Here is a 16,975-nt window from a genome sequence, read left to right on the forward strand (position 1 = left end):
AGGGAGCCATCAAGTCGCGGAGCCGTCAACTGCTAATTGAAAGGCTCAATTCTGAATACGCTGCCGCCCGAAACCAATGTTCAGCTTCGAGCGCTACGCTTTAGTCTTCCGCCTGCCACTTCTGGCCGATCACATCCATGACGTCGCCGAACCACTTCGTCGAGGTGTCGAAGTGCTTGCCGCCCTTGATGCGCGGGAACTCGATGGTGCGCAGCTTGCCGCCCTGGTCCTCGTCGTGGCCGGTGACGCCGGAGACCTTGTTGAGCGCGCTTTCGACCGCCAGGTCGACCATGCTCTGGATCAGGCGGAGATCATCACCGTTTGCCGGTGCGGAGCGGGCGTAGTAGCCCGACTTCTGCACCATCGACCGCTCGGCGCCGAGAAGAGCCGCAAACTGCTTGGAGAACCAGTTGCCGACATTGATGGTGTCGATCTTCACGTGGCCGAAGGCGTCGCGCTTGACGGTTTCGCCGGCGGCTTCCCGCTCAGCGACGATCGCGTCGAGGCAGGCGCCTTCGCTGACGAACAGCGTGACGAAGCCCGAGCGATTCATGACGGCGCGCAGGCGCTCGGCCTCGGTCTCGAGGTCGAACTTGATCTCGGGCAGGTAGAGGCCGTCGATGTTCTTCAGCTGCCTGTTCATCATGAAGCCGTCGACGAACTGTTTGTCCTCGGTCATCTGGACATAGGAGCGCGCGGTTGCCGCCGTCAGCCAGCCGCAGTGACGGCCCATGACTTCATGGACGACGAGCGTGCGCGGAGCAGCGCTCTGTTCGTTGCTGACATGATCGAAGAAGCGGGCGCCATGTTCGGCGGCCGTCCAGGCGCCGAGCGACTGGCGGATCGGCACCACGTCGTTGTCGACCGTCTTCGGCAGGCCGACGACCGTCAGGTCGTAGCCATTGGCGCCGAGATAGGCGGCGAGGTCGGCAGCGGTGGTGTTGGTGTCGTCGCCGCCGATCGTGTGCAGGATGCTGATGCCGTCAGCAGCCAGCCTATCGGCGGCAACGCGCAGCGGGTTTTCACCTTCCTTGACCAGGCCGCGCTTGACGCAGTCGGCAGCATTGGTGAGCTTGACGCGGCTGTTGCCGATCGGCGAGCCGCCGTGGCGATGCAGGATGTGCGCATTCTCGCGCATATCCGTGGTGATTTCGATGCGGTCGCCAAGCAGCACGCCCTGGTAGCCCGAGCGATAGGCCACCAGCTCATAGTCGGGCGCGATGTCGGTGTAGCGCTCGATCAGGCCGCCAACGGCGGATGACAGACAAGGCGCCAGCCCGCCGGCCGTGAGCATTGCGACTTTCTTCCTGGCCATGTTTCCTCCTCGGGATTTGGCATGCAATTGGTGGGTCTCTCTAGCGCAAATCCGATGGAAGTTAAATGACAGGCCTGTGGATGTCGTGTCGGCAAACGCGCAGTTTTGTCATCTTCGTCTGAAACGCGGACGTGGACATGATGTCGCGCAAATAGCCATGGAGAGAGGCGAGCCTGGCGTTATCCCGCTGCAGGGCAGGGGCTTGGGCCTCTTGAAGTGTTCCCCAGGGAACAGGTGGGAACCCTTGCGCCGGCGCAACGTTACCGTAACGGATTGACAATAGTGAGGGGCCATCACAAATTCGTCATTCCCGTGGTTCGCCGCAGGCCACCGCTTGCAATTTGCCACCACAATAGTCCATGCTATAGGCTGGAGAGACAGGAAAATCGTGCATGTCATTCTGGGATAGCCTCCTCAAGATCGTCACCGCCACCGGCAACGCGCTTGCCGGTGTGGTCGAGGCCGTGCGCACCCTGTTCGAAGGCGACCCGGAAACCCGGCGCAAAGTGGCTTTCTCCGTGGCGATGATCGCGCTTTCGGCCAAGATGGCCAAGGCCGACGGCGTCGTGACCGAGGCGGAGGTCTCGGCCTTTCGCGATATCTTCGAGTTTCCGGCCGATCAGGCGCAGAATGTCGCCCGTCTCTATAACCTTGCACGTCAGGACGTTGCCGGTTTCGAAGCTTATGCCGAGAAGATGGCGACGCTCTGCTCGTCCTGCGAGAGCAATTGCCCGATCCTGGAAGACATCATCGACGGACTGTTCCACATCGCCAAGTCGGACGGCGCGGTGCATGAGAAGGAACTGGCCTTCCTGATGCGCGTCGCCGAGATCTTCAAGATGGACGAGCAGCACTTCGAGCAGATCATGGCCCGTCATGTCCATGGCGAAGGCCGGGATCCCTACCAGGTGCTCGGTGTTTCGCCCAAGGATGACTTTGCCAAGATCCGCAAGCACTACCGCGTGCTGGTGTCCGAGAACCATCCGGACATGCTGGTTGCGCGTGGCGTGCCGCAGGAGTTTCATGCGATCGCCAATGACCGCATGGCCGCACTGAATGCCGCCTATGAGGCGATCGAGAGAGAACGCCGCGCCGCATGACGTCGAAATACTGCGACTACTCGGGTGCACGCTTCATGCCGTCGCCCAACTTCGGCGACCGTGCGGATGCGCGGGTGCCCGATATGATCGTGCTTCACTACACAGGGATGCCGACGGCGAAATCTGCGCTCGAATGGCTGTGCCGCCAGGAGAGCCAGGTTTCGAGCCACTATTTCGTCCATGAGGACGGTCGCGTCGACCAGCTCGTGCCGGAGACGCTGCGGGCCTGGCATGCGGGCAGAAGTTTCTGGAAGGGTGAGACGGACATCAATTCCTGCTCGATCGGCATCGAGATTGCCAATGCCGGTCACCCCGGCGGGCTTCCGGACTTTCCCGAAAAACAGATCGCTGCGGTCGCCGAATTGTGTCGAGACTGTGGCGAACGGTGGTCGATCGCGCCTGAACGGGTCCTCGCACACAGCGATATTGCGCCAATTCGCAAGGTCGATCCGGGTGAAAAATTTCCGTGGCATCGCCTGCATCGCGAGGGCGTCGGGCACTGGGTGGAGCCGGCGCCGATCGGCGGCGGTCGCTTTTTCCAGCGTGGCGATTACGGTCAGCCGGTCGAGGCGATCCAGTCGATGCTGTCGCTCTACGGTTACGGCATTGAAGTCACTGGCGAATTCTGCGAAAAGACCGAGGGCACTGTTGCCGCCTTCCAGCGGCATTTTCGCCAGGAAAGGGTTGACGGTATCGCCGATATCTCGACCCTCGATACGTTGCACCGTCTGCTTGCGGGACTACCGCAATTTGGTGCCTGACGCGCAAGATTTTTGCGTGCTAAATTAGCTTTCCCGGTGTTTTGTCGCACAAATTTGCTCCGTTGCCACATGTTTACCATGATGCGGCATTCATTTGCCGCCCATTGGAACTGCAGGGAACGCCTGGGCGCAACGCTCATTTCCTGTCAATGAAACGATCGGGAAGTGAGGCTTGAACGGCGGGGTGCGCCGTGCTGTCCATTCCCCAGACCGGAGACTTCAAACTACATGAGAATATCGTCTGTTGCTGCGGCGGCGGCATGCTTTGGCATGTTCTTCGCCGGGATTGGTACGTCGTATGCGGGGAATATCGACAAGACCATCAAGACATCATCCCTCAATGCCGTTACGCGGACGACAGGCTACCCGAAACCGGACCTCGCAGGGGGCACGCAGTACACCAGCCTCATCAAGTCCTACGCCAGCCAGTACGGTGTACCGGTCGATCTTGCCCATGCGATCGTCAAGGTCGAAAGCAACTTCAACCCGAAGGCTCGCGGCCGCGCCGGCGAAATTGGTCTGATGCAGATTAAGCCGGCAACGGCGCGCATGATGGGCTATTCCGGCTCCTCCAAGGGGCTCTACGATCCCGAAACGAACATCAAGTTCGGCATGAAATATCTGGCCAAGGCGCATGATCTGTCCGGCGGCACCACCTGCGGCACCGTGCTGAGATACAATGCCGGCCATGGCGCCACGCGCATGAACCCGGTCTCCAAGCGTTACTGCGGCAAGGTTCAGAGCATCATCAACTGAGTGATGCCGAGCACACGGCGCGCCAGATACTGCGCGCAAGGCACGCTTTTTTGGATTTAAGCGTGCGGCATGACTTCCTCGCTCGATCGATGTCGATCTGAGGAAGAGCCCCGGTAGCGGGGCATTGTTTCTATCGAGTACCGAGCATCATCCGCCGACCGTTCCCAAGCGGTGGCGGATGCTCCAGCCGGACAGGTCTCGCGTTCCGGCGATCTTCGAAATGTGATGCAACCGCAGTGTCATATCTGCGCCGGCATGTTATCCCCGCCTGATCGAGATGATGGGGACGGACATGTCGGAAAGCTTTGATTTCATCGTTGTCGGCAAGGGCATGATGGGCGCGGCGGCAGCCCGGCACCTGGGGCTCTCCGGCGCGCGGGTGGCCTTGGTCGGGCCGGACGAGCCCGGCGACTGGGCCAATCACGGCGGCGTCTTTTCCAGCCATTACGACAATGCCCGCATCACCCGCACGATCGACGACGATCCGGTCTGGGCGCGTCTCGCCAAGCGCTCGATCGACCGTTACGGTGAAATCGCCCGGCAAAGCGGCGTCGACTTCTATGCGGAAGTCGGCTGCCTGATCGCCGGCCCGGCACCGGGTGGAAGCTACGACTATATCGAGAAGGTCGCAAAGGCTCGCGATACGCTCGGCGTCGAGGCACCGCTTCTGGATGAGCGCGCGCTTTCCGAGCGCTTTGCTTGGTTCCGTTTCCCCGAAGGTTTTGCCGGCATCCACGAGGCGCAAGGGGCCGGCTACATCAATCCGCGGGCGCTTGTTCTGGCGCAGACGATCTGCGCGGAAAAGGCCGGCGCCCGGATCGTGCGCAGCGAAGTGGCGACCGTATCGCAAGCCGGCGACCGCGTCGTCGTCACGACGATCGATGGCGCAACGCTCAATGCGGGACGCGTGATCGTTGCCGCCGGTGGCTTCTCCCTTTCCGATACGCTTCTTCCCCGGCCGATCGATCTCGTCGTCAAGGCGCGTACCGTGTTCTTCGCGGAAGTGGCCGATAGCGATCTACCAACCTATGACCATATGCCATCGCTGATCGGTGCATCGCCCGAGCAGGCGAAGAGCTACTATCTGCTGCCGCCGGTCGCCTATGCCGACGGCAAGCATTACATCAAGATCGGCGGCGATCCGACTGACCGCATTCTCAAGAGCGAGCCCGAGGTGCGGGCGTGGTTCCGGGGCAACGCCGGCGCCGGGGCAGCGGAGCACATGGGCGGGTTGCTCGCCGAGGTGATGCCCGGCTTCAAACCCGTTTCGACGCATTTCCGCCCCTGCGTGACGTCGTTCACCCGCCATGGCTTTCCCTATATCGGCTTTGCCGGCGGCGACCGCGTTGCCGTCGTGACGGGCGGCAACGGCCAGGCGGCAAAAAGCTCCGACGAGATCGGCAGGCTCGGCGCCATGCTGGTGATGGACGGCCGGATCGACGACCCGGCCTATGAGACGGATTTCGCCATCTCGTTCCGCTAAGCGCGAAAGTGCCGAGGAGGAAACGTCGAAGCTGCCGTTTTTCTCTGGCGCTCCGCCTTCCGGTCGGTTAAGGACCGCCTGCCAGTTGGCCGGGCAGCCGCGCTCCGCAAGTGCCGAAAGGCCGCGGGGGGAGGAAAGTCCGGGCTCCACGGAAATACGGTGCCGGATAACGTCCGGCGAGGGCGACCTCAGGGAAAGTGCCACAGAAAGCAAACCGCTCCGCTTGCGGAGTAAGGGTGAAAGGGTGGGGTAAGAGCCCACCGCGGACATGGCGACATGGACGGCACGGCAAACCCCACCGGGAGCAAGACCGAATAGGGATGACGCGGACGCGCAAGCGTCCAGCCTGTTTCCGGGCCAGTCATCCGGGTGGGTTGCAAGAGGCTGCGTGCAAACGTAGTCCCAGATGAATGGCTGCCACGTTCTGCTGTCTTCGGGCAGCGGGGCCATACAGAACCCGGCTTACAGGCCAACTGGCAATTTTTCCCCTTTTTTGCCCGGCGATGTTTTCGGCTGCGACGCGGCTTGAGGCGGCACGTGGTTCGGCGTTACCTCTATGCTCGCGGCGCTGGCGGTTGGTGAAAACCGCGCCCACGAAACGCGCGCGCTCCATTTCCGCGATCTTGCTGATATTCTGATTTCCCAACGATTTGAAGCCGTTTGGCCGTCGCATTCCGAGGCATCGGGGGTGCTTTCGTAACTCTTCATTAAACTTAACAGCTTATCAATTTTTGATCAGTCCGACGGCTGTTTGAGACCCAATCCCATTGACGCCCATATGGTCCCATGATATCCCATAATGGTACTGCGCAAGGGCCGCTTCGTGGCCCATCATCGCAAAATTCCAAGGTCTCCCGGGTTCGGGAGATGGGCGGACATGTTGGTGTCCGGCGGGGGCGTTTTGTGAGTGTGGTTGAGTGTTCTCGCGGGTCGATGATTATGGCCCGTCAGTCTTGGGCGGCCGTTTCGCGTCATGAACCGCTTCTTGTCAAATGCCACCAATCGGATCGATGCAAAGGGGCGGGTGTCCGTGCCTTCGGCGTTTCGATCCGTTCTGTCGGATGGGGGCGTCCGAGAGTTATACTGTTTCCAGGATTTCGTCTTTCCGGCGATCAGCGTCGGCGGGCCGGAGCTCCTGGATCGGTTCGAGAGGCAGATGGCGGCCGAGGATCCATTTTCTCCGGCGGCCAACGAGATGTCGCTGCTCGTTCACGGGGGCGGGGTCTTCGTCAAGCTCGATCCGGAAGGCCGGTTGATGGTGACGGATTTCATCCGCGACTTCACCGGTATCTCGACCGACGTGATGTTCGTCGGGCGGGGCGATTATTTTCAGCTCTGGGAGCCGCAGGCCTTTGCAAAGGCGCAAGCGGCGGCCCGGGAAGGGCGCAAGTCACGGGGGTTGCGTCCGGAATAGAATGGAGAGGCGGAATGGTGACGGAACAAGGCGGAGGGACTTCTGAAGCCGATGGCGGACCGGTCCGTCACATTCCCGTCCTCTTGAGCGAGGTTCTCGCCGCGCTCGATCCGGCCCCCGGCAAGGTCATTCTCGACGGCACGTTCGGTGCCGGTGGTTATGCATCCGCCATCCTCGATGCTGGCGCCGATGTGATCGCGCTCGATCGCGATCCGACGGCGATCGCCGCGGGCCAGCCGATGGTTGCGGCTGCGGGTGGCAAGCTCAAGCTCATTCACTCCCGCTTTTCGCAGCTCGCCGAGCATGCGCCAGCCGGCAGTCTCGATGGCGTGGTGCTCGATATCGGCGTGTCGTCGATGCAGATCGACGAGCCCGAGCGCGGCTTCTCCTTTCAGAAGAAAGGCCCGCTCGATATGCGCATGTCGGCAGCCGGCGTCTCTGCCGCCGATGTCGTCAACCGGGCCAAGGTTTCCGACCTCATCCGCATCTTCGGCTTCCTCGGTGAGGAAAAGCAGTCGGGCCGGATCGCCCGCGCCATCGAAAAGCGCAGGGCAGAAACGCCGTTCGAGACCACCCGCGATCTCGCCGGGCTCATCGAAATCGTCACGCCGCGCAAGGCCAAGGACAAGATCCATCCGGCCACGCGCGTTTTCCAGGCGTTGCGCATTTTCGTCAATGACGAACTCGGCGAGCTCGCCCAGGCGCTTTTTGCCGCCGAGCGGGCGCTGAAGCCGGGCGGCCGCCTCGTGGTCGTCACCTTCCATTCGCTCGAAGACCGGATCGTCAAGGCCTTCTTCCAGGATCGCTCGGGCAAGGCTGCAGGCTCGCGGCATCTGCCGCTGGTGACAGCGCGTGCGGCAACCTTCACACCAGTTGGAAAGCCTATGGTGGCTGCCAGCGAGGAAGAAGCGTCCCTCAATCCGCGCGCCCGGTCTGCCAAGCTCAGAGCCGGTATTCGCACGGAAGCGCCATCGCCGGGAAACGATCTATCCATTTTCAATCTGCCGGAACTGGCGAGCCTTGCACGGTTGGGGGGCTGAGAGAGATATGCTGCGAACACTCGACATAGTCCTGATCGTCGTCATGACGGCAGCCGCCACGGTCACCTACACGATCAAGCATCGTGCCGAAAACAAGCTGGAAGAGGTGCGCAAGCTAGACGCGGCCATCAAGCTCGAAGAGGACACGATCGATCTTCTGCGTGCCGACTGGGCGCTGCTGACGCAGCCGAACCGTTTGGAACGTCTGGTTGGTGCCTTCGGCGCCGATCTGCAGCTGGCGCCGACGCCGTCCACCCAGCTCGTCCGCCCGCAGGAGCTGCCGATGCTGAAGGCCGATCTGCCGCCGACGGAAGAAGAAAAGAAGCTCGCCGCCGAAATGGCGTCGGAAAAGACGACCGATAATATCGCAACAGGTTCGGTGGCGCGCTGATGTCGTTTCTCTCCCGCATCATGGTTCTGAAGAGCAAGGCGCATTTCTCCGCAGGCGGCAACAACCTGCCGGCCGAGGCCAAGCTCAACGTCACTTTCCAGGGCACGCGCAAGAAGACCACCAATCAGGCGAAGAACCGCGTCGCGATCATCATCGCCAGCTTCGGCATCGTCTATGCGGTCATCGGCGGCCGGCTGGTGCAATACGGCATGGCGCAGCCGGAGACGGTGTCGAGCATCGGTCGCGCCGACAACCTGATGGCCTCGCGCCCCGATATTCTCGACCGCAACGGCGAGATCCTCGCCACCGACATCCGCACGGTCTCGCTTTATGCCGAGCCGCACAAGATCGTCGATGCCGACGAGGCGGTCGAGCGTCTGGCAACGGTTCTGCCCGATCTCAATGCCCGCGACATCTACAACAAGCTGAAATCTAAATCGCGCTTCCAGTGGCTGCGCCGCCAGTTGACCCCGAAGCAACAGAGCGAGATCCTGGCGCTCGGCATTCCCGGCGTCGGCTTCCGTCCGGAAAAGCGCCGCTTCTATCCCGGTGGCCCGACCGCCGCGCATATCCTCGGCCACGTCAACATCGACAACCGCGGCGTTGCCGGCATGGAACGCTACATCGACGGACAGGGGCTCGCCGATCTCGCCGCCATCGGCATGACCAGCGATGCCAAACTCGAGCCGGTCAAGCTGTCGATCGACGTTCGGGTGCAGAACATCGTGCGCGACGTCATCGACTCGGGCATGAAGAACTACCAGGCGCTGGCCGCCGGCGCCGTCGTGCTCGACGTCAACACCGGTGAAGTGCTGGCGATGGCGTCAGTTCCAGACTACGATCCCAACAAGCCGGCCGAAGGTGCGGAAGAAGGCTGGATGAACCGCATGTCGAACGGCACGTTCGAGATGGGCTCGACCTTCAAGACCTTCACCATCGCCATGGGGCTTGATTCCGGCAAGGTGACGCTGAACGACAGCTTCGACGCCACAGCACCGATCCGCATCGGCGGCTTCACCATCAAGGACTTCCACGGCAAGCGCCGCGTGCTGACGGTTCCGGAAATCTTCCAGTATTCGTCGAACATCGGCACGGCGAAGATCGCCGACCTCATCGGCATTCCCGGCCACAAGGAATTTTTGACCCGCATCGGCCTTCTGTCGAAGCTGCCGACCGAATTGCCTGAGGTCAAATCGCCGAGCCAGCCGCGCGAATGGAAGAAGATCAACTCGATCACCATCTCCTTCGGCCACGGCGTCTCGACGACGCCGCTGCAGACGGCGGTTGCCGGTGCAGCACTCGTCAACGGCGGCAAGCTGATCCCGCCGACCTTCCTGCCGCGCTCGGAGGCACAAGCCGACGAACTGGCGACCAACGTCGTCAAGAAAAGCACCAGCGACGACATGCGCTTCCTGCTGCGCTGGAACGGCATCGCCGGCTCGGGCAAGCGCGCGCAGGTGCCGGGCTTCAACGTCGGCGGCAAGACCGGCACCGCCGACAAGGTCGTCAACGGCCGCTATGCCAGCGACCAGAACTTCAACGCCTTTCTCGCAGCCTTTCCGATCGACAATCCGAAGTACATCGTGCTGACTTTCATCGACGCGCCGAAGACCGGCGAAGGCGGCGGACGGACCGCCGGCTCGAATGCCGCGCCCATGGTTCGCGACATCATCAGCCGCTCTGCACCGCTTCTCGGCGTCGAACCGAAGTTCGGAGAAGATGGTTCTGCCATGCTTGTGTCTTATTAGGCATGAAATGAGAATGCGGGACGATTCGCGATTCCGGCGGATTGAGAGCGATGTGAGACGTGCGGTTCATGAAGATAATAGACCTGGCGGGAACGAGCTTCCCTGAACTTTCTGCGCAACTGGATGGCGCTTCCTCGCAGATCGAGGTTGCCGGCATTACGGCCGACAGTCGGCATGTGCAGCCAGGGGATCTTTTCGTTGCCGTCTCCGGCACCAAGGCGAACGGCACCAGCTATATCGCCGATGCGCTGGCGCGCGGCGCCGTGGCCGTCGTTGCCGAAACCAATGCAAAGCCGGATGGCGCTTCAGCGCCCGTTCTCTCACTCGGCAACCCGCGCGCTTTTCTGGCGCGCGCGGCCGCTGCCTTCTACGGCCGCCAGCCAGAGACGATGGTTGCTGTGACAGGGACTGCCGGCAAGACCTCAGTCGCCTCCTTCACCCGGCAGATCTGGGCGCACTCGGGCCTCGCGGCCGCGATGATCGGCACCACAGGCGTGGTTGCGCCCGGCCGCAACGACTATGGCTCGCTGACCACGCCCGATCCTGTTTCTCTGCACAAGCTTCTCGCCGAGCTCGCTGACGCCGGTGTCACCCATGCGGCGATGGAGGCTTCCAGCCACGGCCTCGACCAGAGCCGGCTCGATGGCGTCAAGCTTTCGGCAGCCGCCTTCACCAATCTCGGCCGCGACCACATGGACTACCACCCGACGGTCGAGCACTACATGGCCTCCAAGATGCGGCTGTTTGAAGCGTTGCTGCCGACGGGCGCGCCCGCGGTGATCTTTGCCGACGACCAGTGGTCGCAACAGGCGATCGCCGCTGCCCGCAAGGCCAAGCTCGATGTGCGCACCGTCGGCCGCAAGGGCGAATTCATCTCGCTGAAGCGGGTCGAGCATTTCCGCCACAAACAATCTGCTGAAGTCCATGTCGGCGACGACATCTTCGAAATCCACATTCCGCTTGCCGGCGACTTCCAGGTTGCCAACGCGCTTGTCGCCGCTGGCCTGGCGATCTCGACCGGCATCAGCGCCAAAGCGGCGTTCTCGGCGCTTGAAAAGCTGCAGGGTGCCTCCGGCCGCCTCGAACTGGTCGGCCAGACGCGCGATGGCGCGCTCGCCTATGTAGACTACGCCCACAAGCCCGATGCGCTCGAAAACGTGCTGGCGTCGGTGCGGCCGTTCACGACAGGCCGGGTGATCGTGGTCTTCGGTTGCGGCGGCGACCGCGACAAGGGCAAGCGGCCGATCATGGGCGAGATCGCCACGCGGCTTGCCGACGTTGTGATCGTCACGGATGACAATCCGCGCTCGGAAGTGCCGGAGGTGATCCGCTCGGAAATCATGGTTGCTGCTCCAGGCGCGACCGAAATCGGCGACCGTGCCGAAGCGATCCGCGCCGCCGTCGGCATGCTGGCTAGCGGCGACACGCTCATCATCGCGGGCAAGGGACATGAGGAAGGCCAGACGGTCGGTTCCGTCACGCTGCCGTTCTCGGATCATGCGGAAGTCCGCAAGGCATTGGGAGGTCTGTGATTTGAACTGGCTCTGGACAAGCAGCGATCTTCTGGCCGCAATGAACGGCCGTCCGGTTGGAAACCTGCCCGAAGGAGTAAGCGGGATATCGATCGACAGCCGCTCGGTCGGCAAGGGCGAAGCCTTCTTCGCGATCAAGGGCGATCGGGTCGACGGCCACGACTATGCCGGCCTTGCGCTCGCCAATGGCGCCGCACTTCTGGTGGTCAGCGAAGGCAAGCTGCCGGCGCTCGGCCGCCTCAGCGCGCCGATGATCGTCGTCGACGACGTGCTTGAAGCGATGATCCGGCTTGGATGTGCGGCGCGCGATCGCAGCGCCGCCAAGATCATCGCCGTCACCGGTTCGGTCGGCAAGACCACCACCAAGGAGATGCTGCGGCATGTGCTGGTGCCGCAGGGACGCGTGCATGCCTCCGTCGCCTCGTTCAACAATCATTGGGGCGTGCCGCTGACGCTTGCGCGCATGCCCGAGGCCACGGATTTCGGCATTTTCGAAATCGGCATGAACCATCCGGACGAAATCCGGCCGCTGACGAAGATGGTCCGCCCGCATGTGGCAATCGTCACCAGCATCGCGGCCGCCCACCTCGGAAACTTCGAGAGCCTGGACCAGATCGCCGAAGCCAAGGCCGAGATCTTCGAGGGCGTCGTCAACGGCGGCCACGCGGTCATCAATCACGACAGTGCCCAGTACAAGCTGCTCGAGAAGGCCGCCGGCACGGCAGGCGTCAGCTATATCCACTCGTTCGGCGTCAACCCGAAGGCGGAGTTCCGCCTCGTCGAGTTTGCCGGTGCTGCGGATGGATCGGTACTTTGGGCAGCCCTTGGCGGCCGGACGATGGAAATCACCATCGGCGCTCCCGGCCGTCATATCGCCGAAAACGCCCTTGCGGTGCTCGCAGCCGTGAAGCTCGTCGGCGCCGATGTCGACTACGCCGCCTCGTCGCTCGCGACCATACAGGCCGAAACGGGCAGGGGACGCAGGCACCAATTGCTGGTTGGCCCCAGCACGCTGACGCTGATCGACGAAAGCTACAACGCCAATCCGACCTCAATGCGCGCGGCGATTTCGCTGCTGCAGGATGCTGCACCCGCACCTGGCGGGCGCCGCATCGCCGTGCTCGGCGACATGCTGGAGATGGGCGACCACGCGGTCGACGTTCACGCAGCACTCGCCAGGCCGCTGGTCGAAGCCGGCATTACCGATGTCTGGCTTGCCGGGCCGCTGATGGCGCACCTGCGCGACGCGCTGCCGCCGGAAGTCTCCGTCGTCTACCGCGAAACCGTCGACGATCTGAAGGCCTATGCACTCGGCGCGGTTGCGGCCGGCGACGTGGTGATGGTCAAGTCTTCGAAGGGCACGGGCTGCGTCAAGATCGTGCACGCACTGATCGAAGCCTATCCGGAGCCTGAGGCCGAGGGGAACGAAGCGACTGCGTGATTGCCGTGCCGCAAGCGGTTCAGGGGCGATGACGCAGCCGACGAAATGACTGCCGCGACCTCCGCGCGCCTCTTGCAGCGCGCAGCGTTGCGGTGGTCGCCGCCGATGCCGGCGGCGGTGGATACAGCCTTGGGTTAGGCAGCGCGGCCTAACACTTTTGTATACAAGCGCGTATCGTTTTTCAGATGATTCTGTTGGACGGTGTCCGATTTTAAACCTTTGGGGAAAGGTCCCTTAATGCTCATCTGGCTCGTGGAACTGGCGGACCACTTTCAATTTTTCAATCTCTTTCGCTACATCACGTTCCGTACCGGTGCAGCGCTTTTCACTTCGGCTTTGATCGTTTTTCTTTTCGGTCCGCGCATGATTGCCTCGCTCCGCATCCGTCAGGGCAAGGGCCAGCCTATCCGCGCCGATGGACCGCAGACGCATTTCAAGAAGGCCGGCACGCCGACGATGGGCGGGTTGATGATTCTGGCGGGCATCGTCGTGTCGTCGCTTCTGTGGGCCGATCTTTCGAGCGTCTATGTGGTGTCGACCCTTCTCGTCACGCTCGGTTTCGGCGCCATCGGCTTTTATGATGACTACCTCAAGGTCACCAAGCAGTCGGACAAGGGCTTTTCCGGCAAGGCGCGCCTCGGTTTCGAGTTCATCATCGCTGCGATTGCGGTGTTCTTCATGATGCAGGCATCGCTGTCGGGCGGTACCGCCGGCTCGACCTTCGGCTCCTCGGTCACGTTCCCCTTCTTCAAGGATCTGGTGATCAATCTCGGCTATTTCTTCGTGCTGTTCGGCGGCTTCGTCATCGTCGGCGCCGGCAATGCGGTGAACCTGACGGACGGTCTCGACGGGCTTGCCATCGTGCCTGTCATGATCGCCGCGGCCGCCTTCGGCCTCATCGCCTATCTCGCCGGTAACGCCGTTTTCGCCAACTATCTGCAGATCCATTTCGTGCCCGGTACGGGCGAGCTTGCCGTCATCCTCGGCGCGGTCATCGGCGCCGGCCTCGGCTTCCTATGGTTCAATGCGCCGCCGGCGGCCATCTTCATGGGCGACACCGGTTCGCTGGCGCTGGGCGGCCTGATCGGCACCGTTGCCGTCGCCGTCAAGCACGAATTTGTCATGATCATCATCGGTGGCCTGTTCGTCATGGAAACGCTGTCGGTGATCATCCAGGTGTTCTGGTTCAAGCGCACCGGCCGCCGCGTCTTCCTGATGGCGCCGATCCACCACCACTTCGAAAAGAAGGGCTGGACGGAAAGCCAGGTCGTGATCCGCTTCTGGATCATCGCCGTCATCCTGGCGATGGTCGGCCTGTCCACCCTGAAGCTGCGGTGATCAGACGATGATTGCGGTCAGCACATTCAAGGGCAGGAAGGTCGCTCTCTTCGGGCTCGGCGGCTCGGGGCTGGCGACCGCGCAGGCGCTGGTCGCCGGCGGGGCCGAGGTAACGGCCTGGGACGACAATCCCGACAGCGTCGCCAAGGCCGGCGAAGCGGGTGTGCCGACGGCGAACCTGCACGGCATCGACTGGCGCGCCTTTGCCGCCTTCGTGCTTTCGCCCGGCGTGCCGCTAACCCATCCGAAGCCGCACTGGACCGTTGACCTCGCGCATGCCGCCGGTGTCGAAATCATCGGCGACGTCGAGCTTTTCGTGCGCGAGCGCCGGGCCCAGGCGCCCGATTGCCCGTTCATCGCCATTACCGGCACCAACGGCAAATCGACGACCACGGCGCTGATCGCCCATATCCTGAAGGAAAGCGGCCGCGACACGCAGCTCGGCGGCAATATAGGCACCGCCGTGCTGACGCTCGAACCGCCGAAGGCTGGCCGCTTCTACGTGGTCGAGTGCTCGTCCTACCAGATCGATCTGGCGCCGACGCTCAACCCGACGGCCGGCATCCTGCTCAATCTCACGCCCGATCATCTCGATCGCCACGGCACCATGCAGCATTATGCCGAGATCAAGGAGCGGCTGGTGGCCGGCAGCGGCACGGCGATCGTCGGCGTCGACGACAGTTTCTGCGCGCTGATTGCCGACCGCGTCGAGCGGGCGGGCACCAAGGTGGTTCGCATCTCGCGCCGGCATGTGCTGGCCGACGGGTTCCATGCCGACGGCTCGCGCATCCTGTACGCGCAAGGTGGAACCTCGCGCCTCTTCGTCGATCTCGATGGCATCCAGACGCTGCGCGGCGGCCACAATGCGCAGAATGCGGCAGCCGCAATCGCCGCCTGCCTTTCCGTCGGTGTCAGCGAGGATGAGATACGCCAGGGGCTGAAAAGTTTTCCCGGCTTGAAGCATCGCATGCAGCCGGTCGGCCGCAAGGGCGCGGTGGTGTTCGTCAACGACAGCAAGGCGACCAATGCCGATGCGGCGGCGCCGGCGCTGTCGAGCTACGAGCGGATCTACTGGATTGCCGGCGGCCTGCCGAAGGAGGGCGGAATCACCTCGCTGTCGCCGTTCTTCCCGAAGATCGTCAAGGCCTACCTGATCGGCGAGGCCGCACCGGCCTTTGCCGCGACGCTCGGCGAGGCTGTGCCATTCGAGATATCCGGCACGCTGGAAAAGGCCGTGGCCCATGCCGCGGCGGACGCGGAAGGGGACGGCAAGGGCGCTTCGGCGGTGATGTTATCCCCGGCTTGCGCAAGCTTCGACCAGTATAAGAACTTTGAAATACGCGGCGATGCCTTCGTCGGACACGTTAGGGCATTGCAGGGCGTGACGATGCTGATCTGACGCTGCCCCGACCGCGCGCTCATCCGGCGCGCGACGGGTCTGTGATGCCGGGGTTTCGGACGTTTGGCGCAGGCGCGCCTGATAAAGGGGACTGACAAGATGGTAAGCCGAGCCGAACGTGGCCCTGTGGCCGACTGGTTCTGGACAATCGACAGGTTCTTCCTGGCGACCTTCATCCTGTTGATGGGCGTGGGCTTCATGCTGTCCTTCGCGGCAAGCCCGGCGGTCGCCGAACGCATCGGCCTCGACAGCTTCCACTTCGTCAAGCGCCATGCCGTCTTCCTCCTGCCCTCGCTGGTGGTGATGGTCGCGATCTCCTTCCTCTCGCCAAGGCAGGTGCGCCGCGCCGCGATCATCCTGCTCGGCGTCTCGCTTGCCATGATGGTGCTGGTCCTGTTCATCGGCCAGGAGGTCAAGGGCTCGATGCGCTGGATCTCGATCGCCGGCATTTCCATCCAGCCCTCCGAATTCATGAAGCCGGCCTTCGTGGTCGTCTGCGCCTGGCTGTTCTCTGAACATGCGCGCCAACCGGAAATTCCCGGCAATCTCTTTGCGATCCTGCTTTTCGGCATCGTCGGCGCGCTGCTCGTCGCTCAGCCCGACCTTGGCCAGACGATCCTGACGACCGCGGTCTGGGGCGGCATGTTCTTCATGGCCGGCATGCCGTGGCTGTGGATCATCGTGCTCGCCGGTGCTGCCTTCGGCGGCTTCTTCGTCGCCTATACCATGCTGCCGCACGTGGCCGGCCGTATCGACAAGTTCCTGACCGGGGAGGGCGATACCTTCCAGATGGACACGGCGCGCGAGGCGATCATCCGCGGCGACTGGTTCGGCCGCGGCCCGGGCGAAGGCATCGTCAAGCGCATCATTCCGGATAGCCACACCGACTTCGTATTCTCGGTGGCAGCCGAGGAATTCGGCATCGTCTTCTGCATGCTGATCGTGATGATCTTTGCCTTTCTGGTGCTGCGCGGGCTCAACCACGCCTTCCGTGAGCGCAACGACTTCAACCGCTTCGCCGTTGCCGGTCTCGTGCTGCAGATTGGCATCCAGTCGATGATCAACATCGGCGTGAACCTCGAACTGCTTCCGGCTAAGGGCATGACCCTGCCGTTGATCTCCTATGGCGGCTCGTCCATGGTGGCGATCTGCGTCACCGCCGGCTTCATCCTGGCGCTCACGCGCCATCGCCCGGAGAAGCGCGCCGTGGAGCGCAGCCTGTTTCGGTCCGGCATTGGCGTGCCGGCGGAGTAAAAT

The 16,975-nt window shown here is 62.8% G+C and carries 14 protein-coding genes and 1 other RNA gene; 14 read left to right on the top strand and 1 reads right to left on the bottom strand.

Annotated elements, in window-relative coordinates; all coding sequences use genetic code 11:
* Window positions 1-100 precede the first annotated feature (100 nt).
* On the bottom strand, window positions 101-1,315 hold the full coding sequence (locus ABIE33_RS11835) for a pyrophosphate--fructose-6-phosphate 1-phosphotransferase (RefSeq protein WP_429125010.1): 1,215 nt from the start codon (window positions 1,313-1,315) through the stop codon (window positions 101-103).
* 392 nt (window positions 1,316-1,707) lie between these two features.
* Between ABIE33_RS11835 and ABIE33_RS11840 the strand changes: the two genes are divergently transcribed.
* From ABIE33_RS11840 to ftsW, 14 genes are all read left to right on the top strand, one after another.
* The gene (locus ABIE33_RS11840; RefSeq protein WP_429125012.1) at window positions 1,708-2,415 is read left to right on the top strand and encodes a TerB family tellurite resistance protein; all 708 of its coding nucleotides are present in this window, start codon (window positions 1,708-1,710) and stop codon (window positions 2,413-2,415) included.
* The gene (locus ABIE33_RS11845; RefSeq protein WP_429125014.1) at window positions 2,412-3,176 is read left to right on the top strand and encodes an N-acetylmuramoyl-L-alanine amidase; all 765 of its coding nucleotides are present in this window, start codon (window positions 2,412-2,414) and stop codon (window positions 3,174-3,176) included. The genes ABIE33_RS11840 and ABIE33_RS11845 overlap by 4 nt, the downstream gene beginning before the upstream one ends.
* Before the next feature lie 228 nt (window positions 3,177-3,404).
* The gene (locus ABIE33_RS11850) at window positions 3,405-3,932 is read left to right on the top strand and encodes a lytic transglycosylase domain-containing protein (RefSeq protein WP_429125016.1); all 528 of its coding nucleotides are present in this window, start codon (window positions 3,405-3,407) and stop codon (window positions 3,930-3,932) included.
* Window positions 3,933-4,224: 292 nt separating this feature from the next.
* Entirely contained in the window at window positions 4,225-5,415 is a 1,191-nt protein-coding gene (locus ABIE33_RS11855; protein WP_429125018.1) for an NAD(P)/FAD-dependent oxidoreductase, read from the top strand.
* A gap of 81 nt (window positions 5,416-5,496) precedes the next feature.
* Window positions 5,497-5,896: RNase P RNA component class A (gene rnpB, locus ABIE33_RS11860), an RNA gene on the top strand.
* A 492-nt stretch (window positions 5,897-6,388) separates the two neighbouring features.
* Window positions 6,389-6,829: a division/cell wall cluster transcriptional repressor MraZ gene (gene mraZ / locus ABIE33_RS11865; protein ID WP_025427736.1), complete on the top strand. Its 441-nt coding sequence runs from the start codon at window positions 6,389-6,391 to the stop codon at window positions 6,827-6,829.
* A gap of 14 nt (window positions 6,830-6,843) precedes the next feature.
* Complete coding sequence (rsmH, locus tag ABIE33_RS11870; protein ID WP_429125020.1) at window positions 6,844-7,869, top strand: 16S rRNA (cytosine(1402)-N(4))-methyltransferase RsmH; 1,026 nt, start codon at window positions 6,844-6,846, stop codon at window positions 7,867-7,869.
* A 7-nt stretch (window positions 7,870-7,876) separates the two neighbouring features.
* Window positions 7,877-8,260 carry a cell division protein FtsL gene (ftsL, locus tag ABIE33_RS11875; RefSeq protein WP_429125022.1) on the top strand — a complete coding sequence of 128 codons (384 nt, stop codon included), beginning with the start codon at window positions 7,877-7,879 and terminating at the stop codon, window positions 8,258-8,260.
* A complete protein-coding gene (locus ABIE33_RS11880) occupies window positions 8,260-10,008 on the top strand; it encodes a peptidoglycan D,D-transpeptidase FtsI family protein (RefSeq protein ID WP_429125024.1) in 1,749 nt (582 codons plus the stop codon). The genes ftsL and ABIE33_RS11880 overlap by 1 nt, the downstream gene beginning before the upstream one ends.
* Before the next feature lie 68 nt (window positions 10,009-10,076).
* The gene (locus ABIE33_RS11885) at window positions 10,077-11,540 is read left to right on the top strand and encodes a UDP-N-acetylmuramoyl-L-alanyl-D-glutamate--2,6-diaminopimelate ligase (protein WP_429125026.1); all 1,464 of its coding nucleotides are present in this window, start codon (window positions 10,077-10,079) and stop codon (window positions 11,538-11,540) included.
* A 1-nt stretch (window position 11,541) separates the two neighbouring features.
* Window positions 11,542-12,981, top strand: a complete 1,440-nt coding sequence (locus ABIE33_RS11890; protein WP_429125028.1) for a UDP-N-acetylmuramoylalanyl-D-glutamyl-2,6-diaminopimelate--D-alanyl-D-alanine ligase — start codon at window positions 11,542-11,544, stop codon at window positions 12,979-12,981.
* A 237-nt stretch (window positions 12,982-13,218) separates the two neighbouring features.
* Window positions 13,219-14,319, top strand: coding sequence for a phospho-N-acetylmuramoyl-pentapeptide-transferase (gene mraY, locus ABIE33_RS11895; protein ID WP_429125030.1), 1,101 nt, complete (start codon window positions 13,219-13,221; stop codon window positions 14,317-14,319).
* Window positions 14,320-14,326: 7 nt separating this feature from the next.
* Entirely contained in the window at window positions 14,327-15,718 is a 1,392-nt protein-coding gene (murD, locus tag ABIE33_RS11900) for a UDP-N-acetylmuramoyl-L-alanine--D-glutamate ligase (protein ID WP_429125031.1), read from the top strand.
* Between the two features lie 99 nt (window positions 15,719-15,817).
* Window positions 15,818-16,972, top strand: coding sequence for a putative lipid II flippase FtsW (gene ftsW, locus ABIE33_RS11905; protein WP_025427728.1), 1,155 nt, complete (start codon window positions 15,818-15,820; stop codon window positions 16,970-16,972).
* Window positions 16,973-16,975 lie beyond the last annotated feature (3 nt).

Source organism: Ensifer sp. 4252 (assembly GCF_050434565.1).
Lineage (GTDB): Bacteria > Pseudomonadota > Alphaproteobacteria > Rhizobiales > Rhizobiaceae > Ensifer.

Bases quoted from the DNA above. Each gene is read 5' to 3' on its own strand.
- ABIE33_RS11835 (WP_429125010.1), bottom strand. From the start codon at position 1,315: ATGGCCAGGAAGAAAGTCGCAATGCTCACGGCCGGCGGGCTGGCGCCT.
- ABIE33_RS11840 (WP_429125012.1), top strand. From the start codon at position 1,708: ATGTCATTCTGGGATAGCCTCCTCAAGATCGTCACCGCCACCGGCAAC.
- ABIE33_RS11845 (WP_429125014.1), top strand. From the start codon at position 2,412: ATGACGTCGAAATACTGCGACTACTCGGGTGCACGCTTCATGCCGTCG.
- ABIE33_RS11850 (WP_429125016.1), top strand. From the start codon at position 3,405: ATGAGAATATCGTCTGTTGCTGCGGCGGCGGCATGCTTTGGCATGTTC.
- ABIE33_RS11855 (WP_429125018.1), top strand. From the start codon at position 4,225: ATGTCGGAAAGCTTTGATTTCATCGTTGTCGGCAAGGGCATGATGGGC.
- mraZ (WP_025427736.1), top strand. From the start codon at position 6,389: ATGAACCGCTTCTTGTCAAATGCCACCAATCGGATCGATGCAAAGGGG.
- rsmH (WP_429125020.1), top strand. From the start codon at position 6,844: ATGGTGACGGAACAAGGCGGAGGGACTTCTGAAGCCGATGGCGGACCG.
- ftsL (WP_429125022.1), top strand. From the start codon at position 7,877: ATGCTGCGAACACTCGACATAGTCCTGATCGTCGTCATGACGGCAGCC.
- ABIE33_RS11880 (WP_429125024.1), top strand. From the start codon at position 8,260: ATGTCGTTTCTCTCCCGCATCATGGTTCTGAAGAGCAAGGCGCATTTC.
- ABIE33_RS11885 (WP_429125026.1), top strand. From the start codon at position 10,077: ATGAAGATAATAGACCTGGCGGGAACGAGCTTCCCTGAACTTTCTGCG.
- mraY (WP_429125030.1), top strand. From the start codon at position 13,219: ATGCTCATCTGGCTCGTGGAACTGGCGGACCACTTTCAATTTTTCAAT.
- murD (WP_429125031.1), top strand. From the start codon at position 14,327: ATGATTGCGGTCAGCACATTCAAGGGCAGGAAGGTCGCTCTCTTCGGG.
- ftsW (WP_025427728.1), top strand. From the start codon at position 15,818: ATGGTAAGCCGAGCCGAACGTGGCCCTGTGGCCGACTGGTTCTGGACA.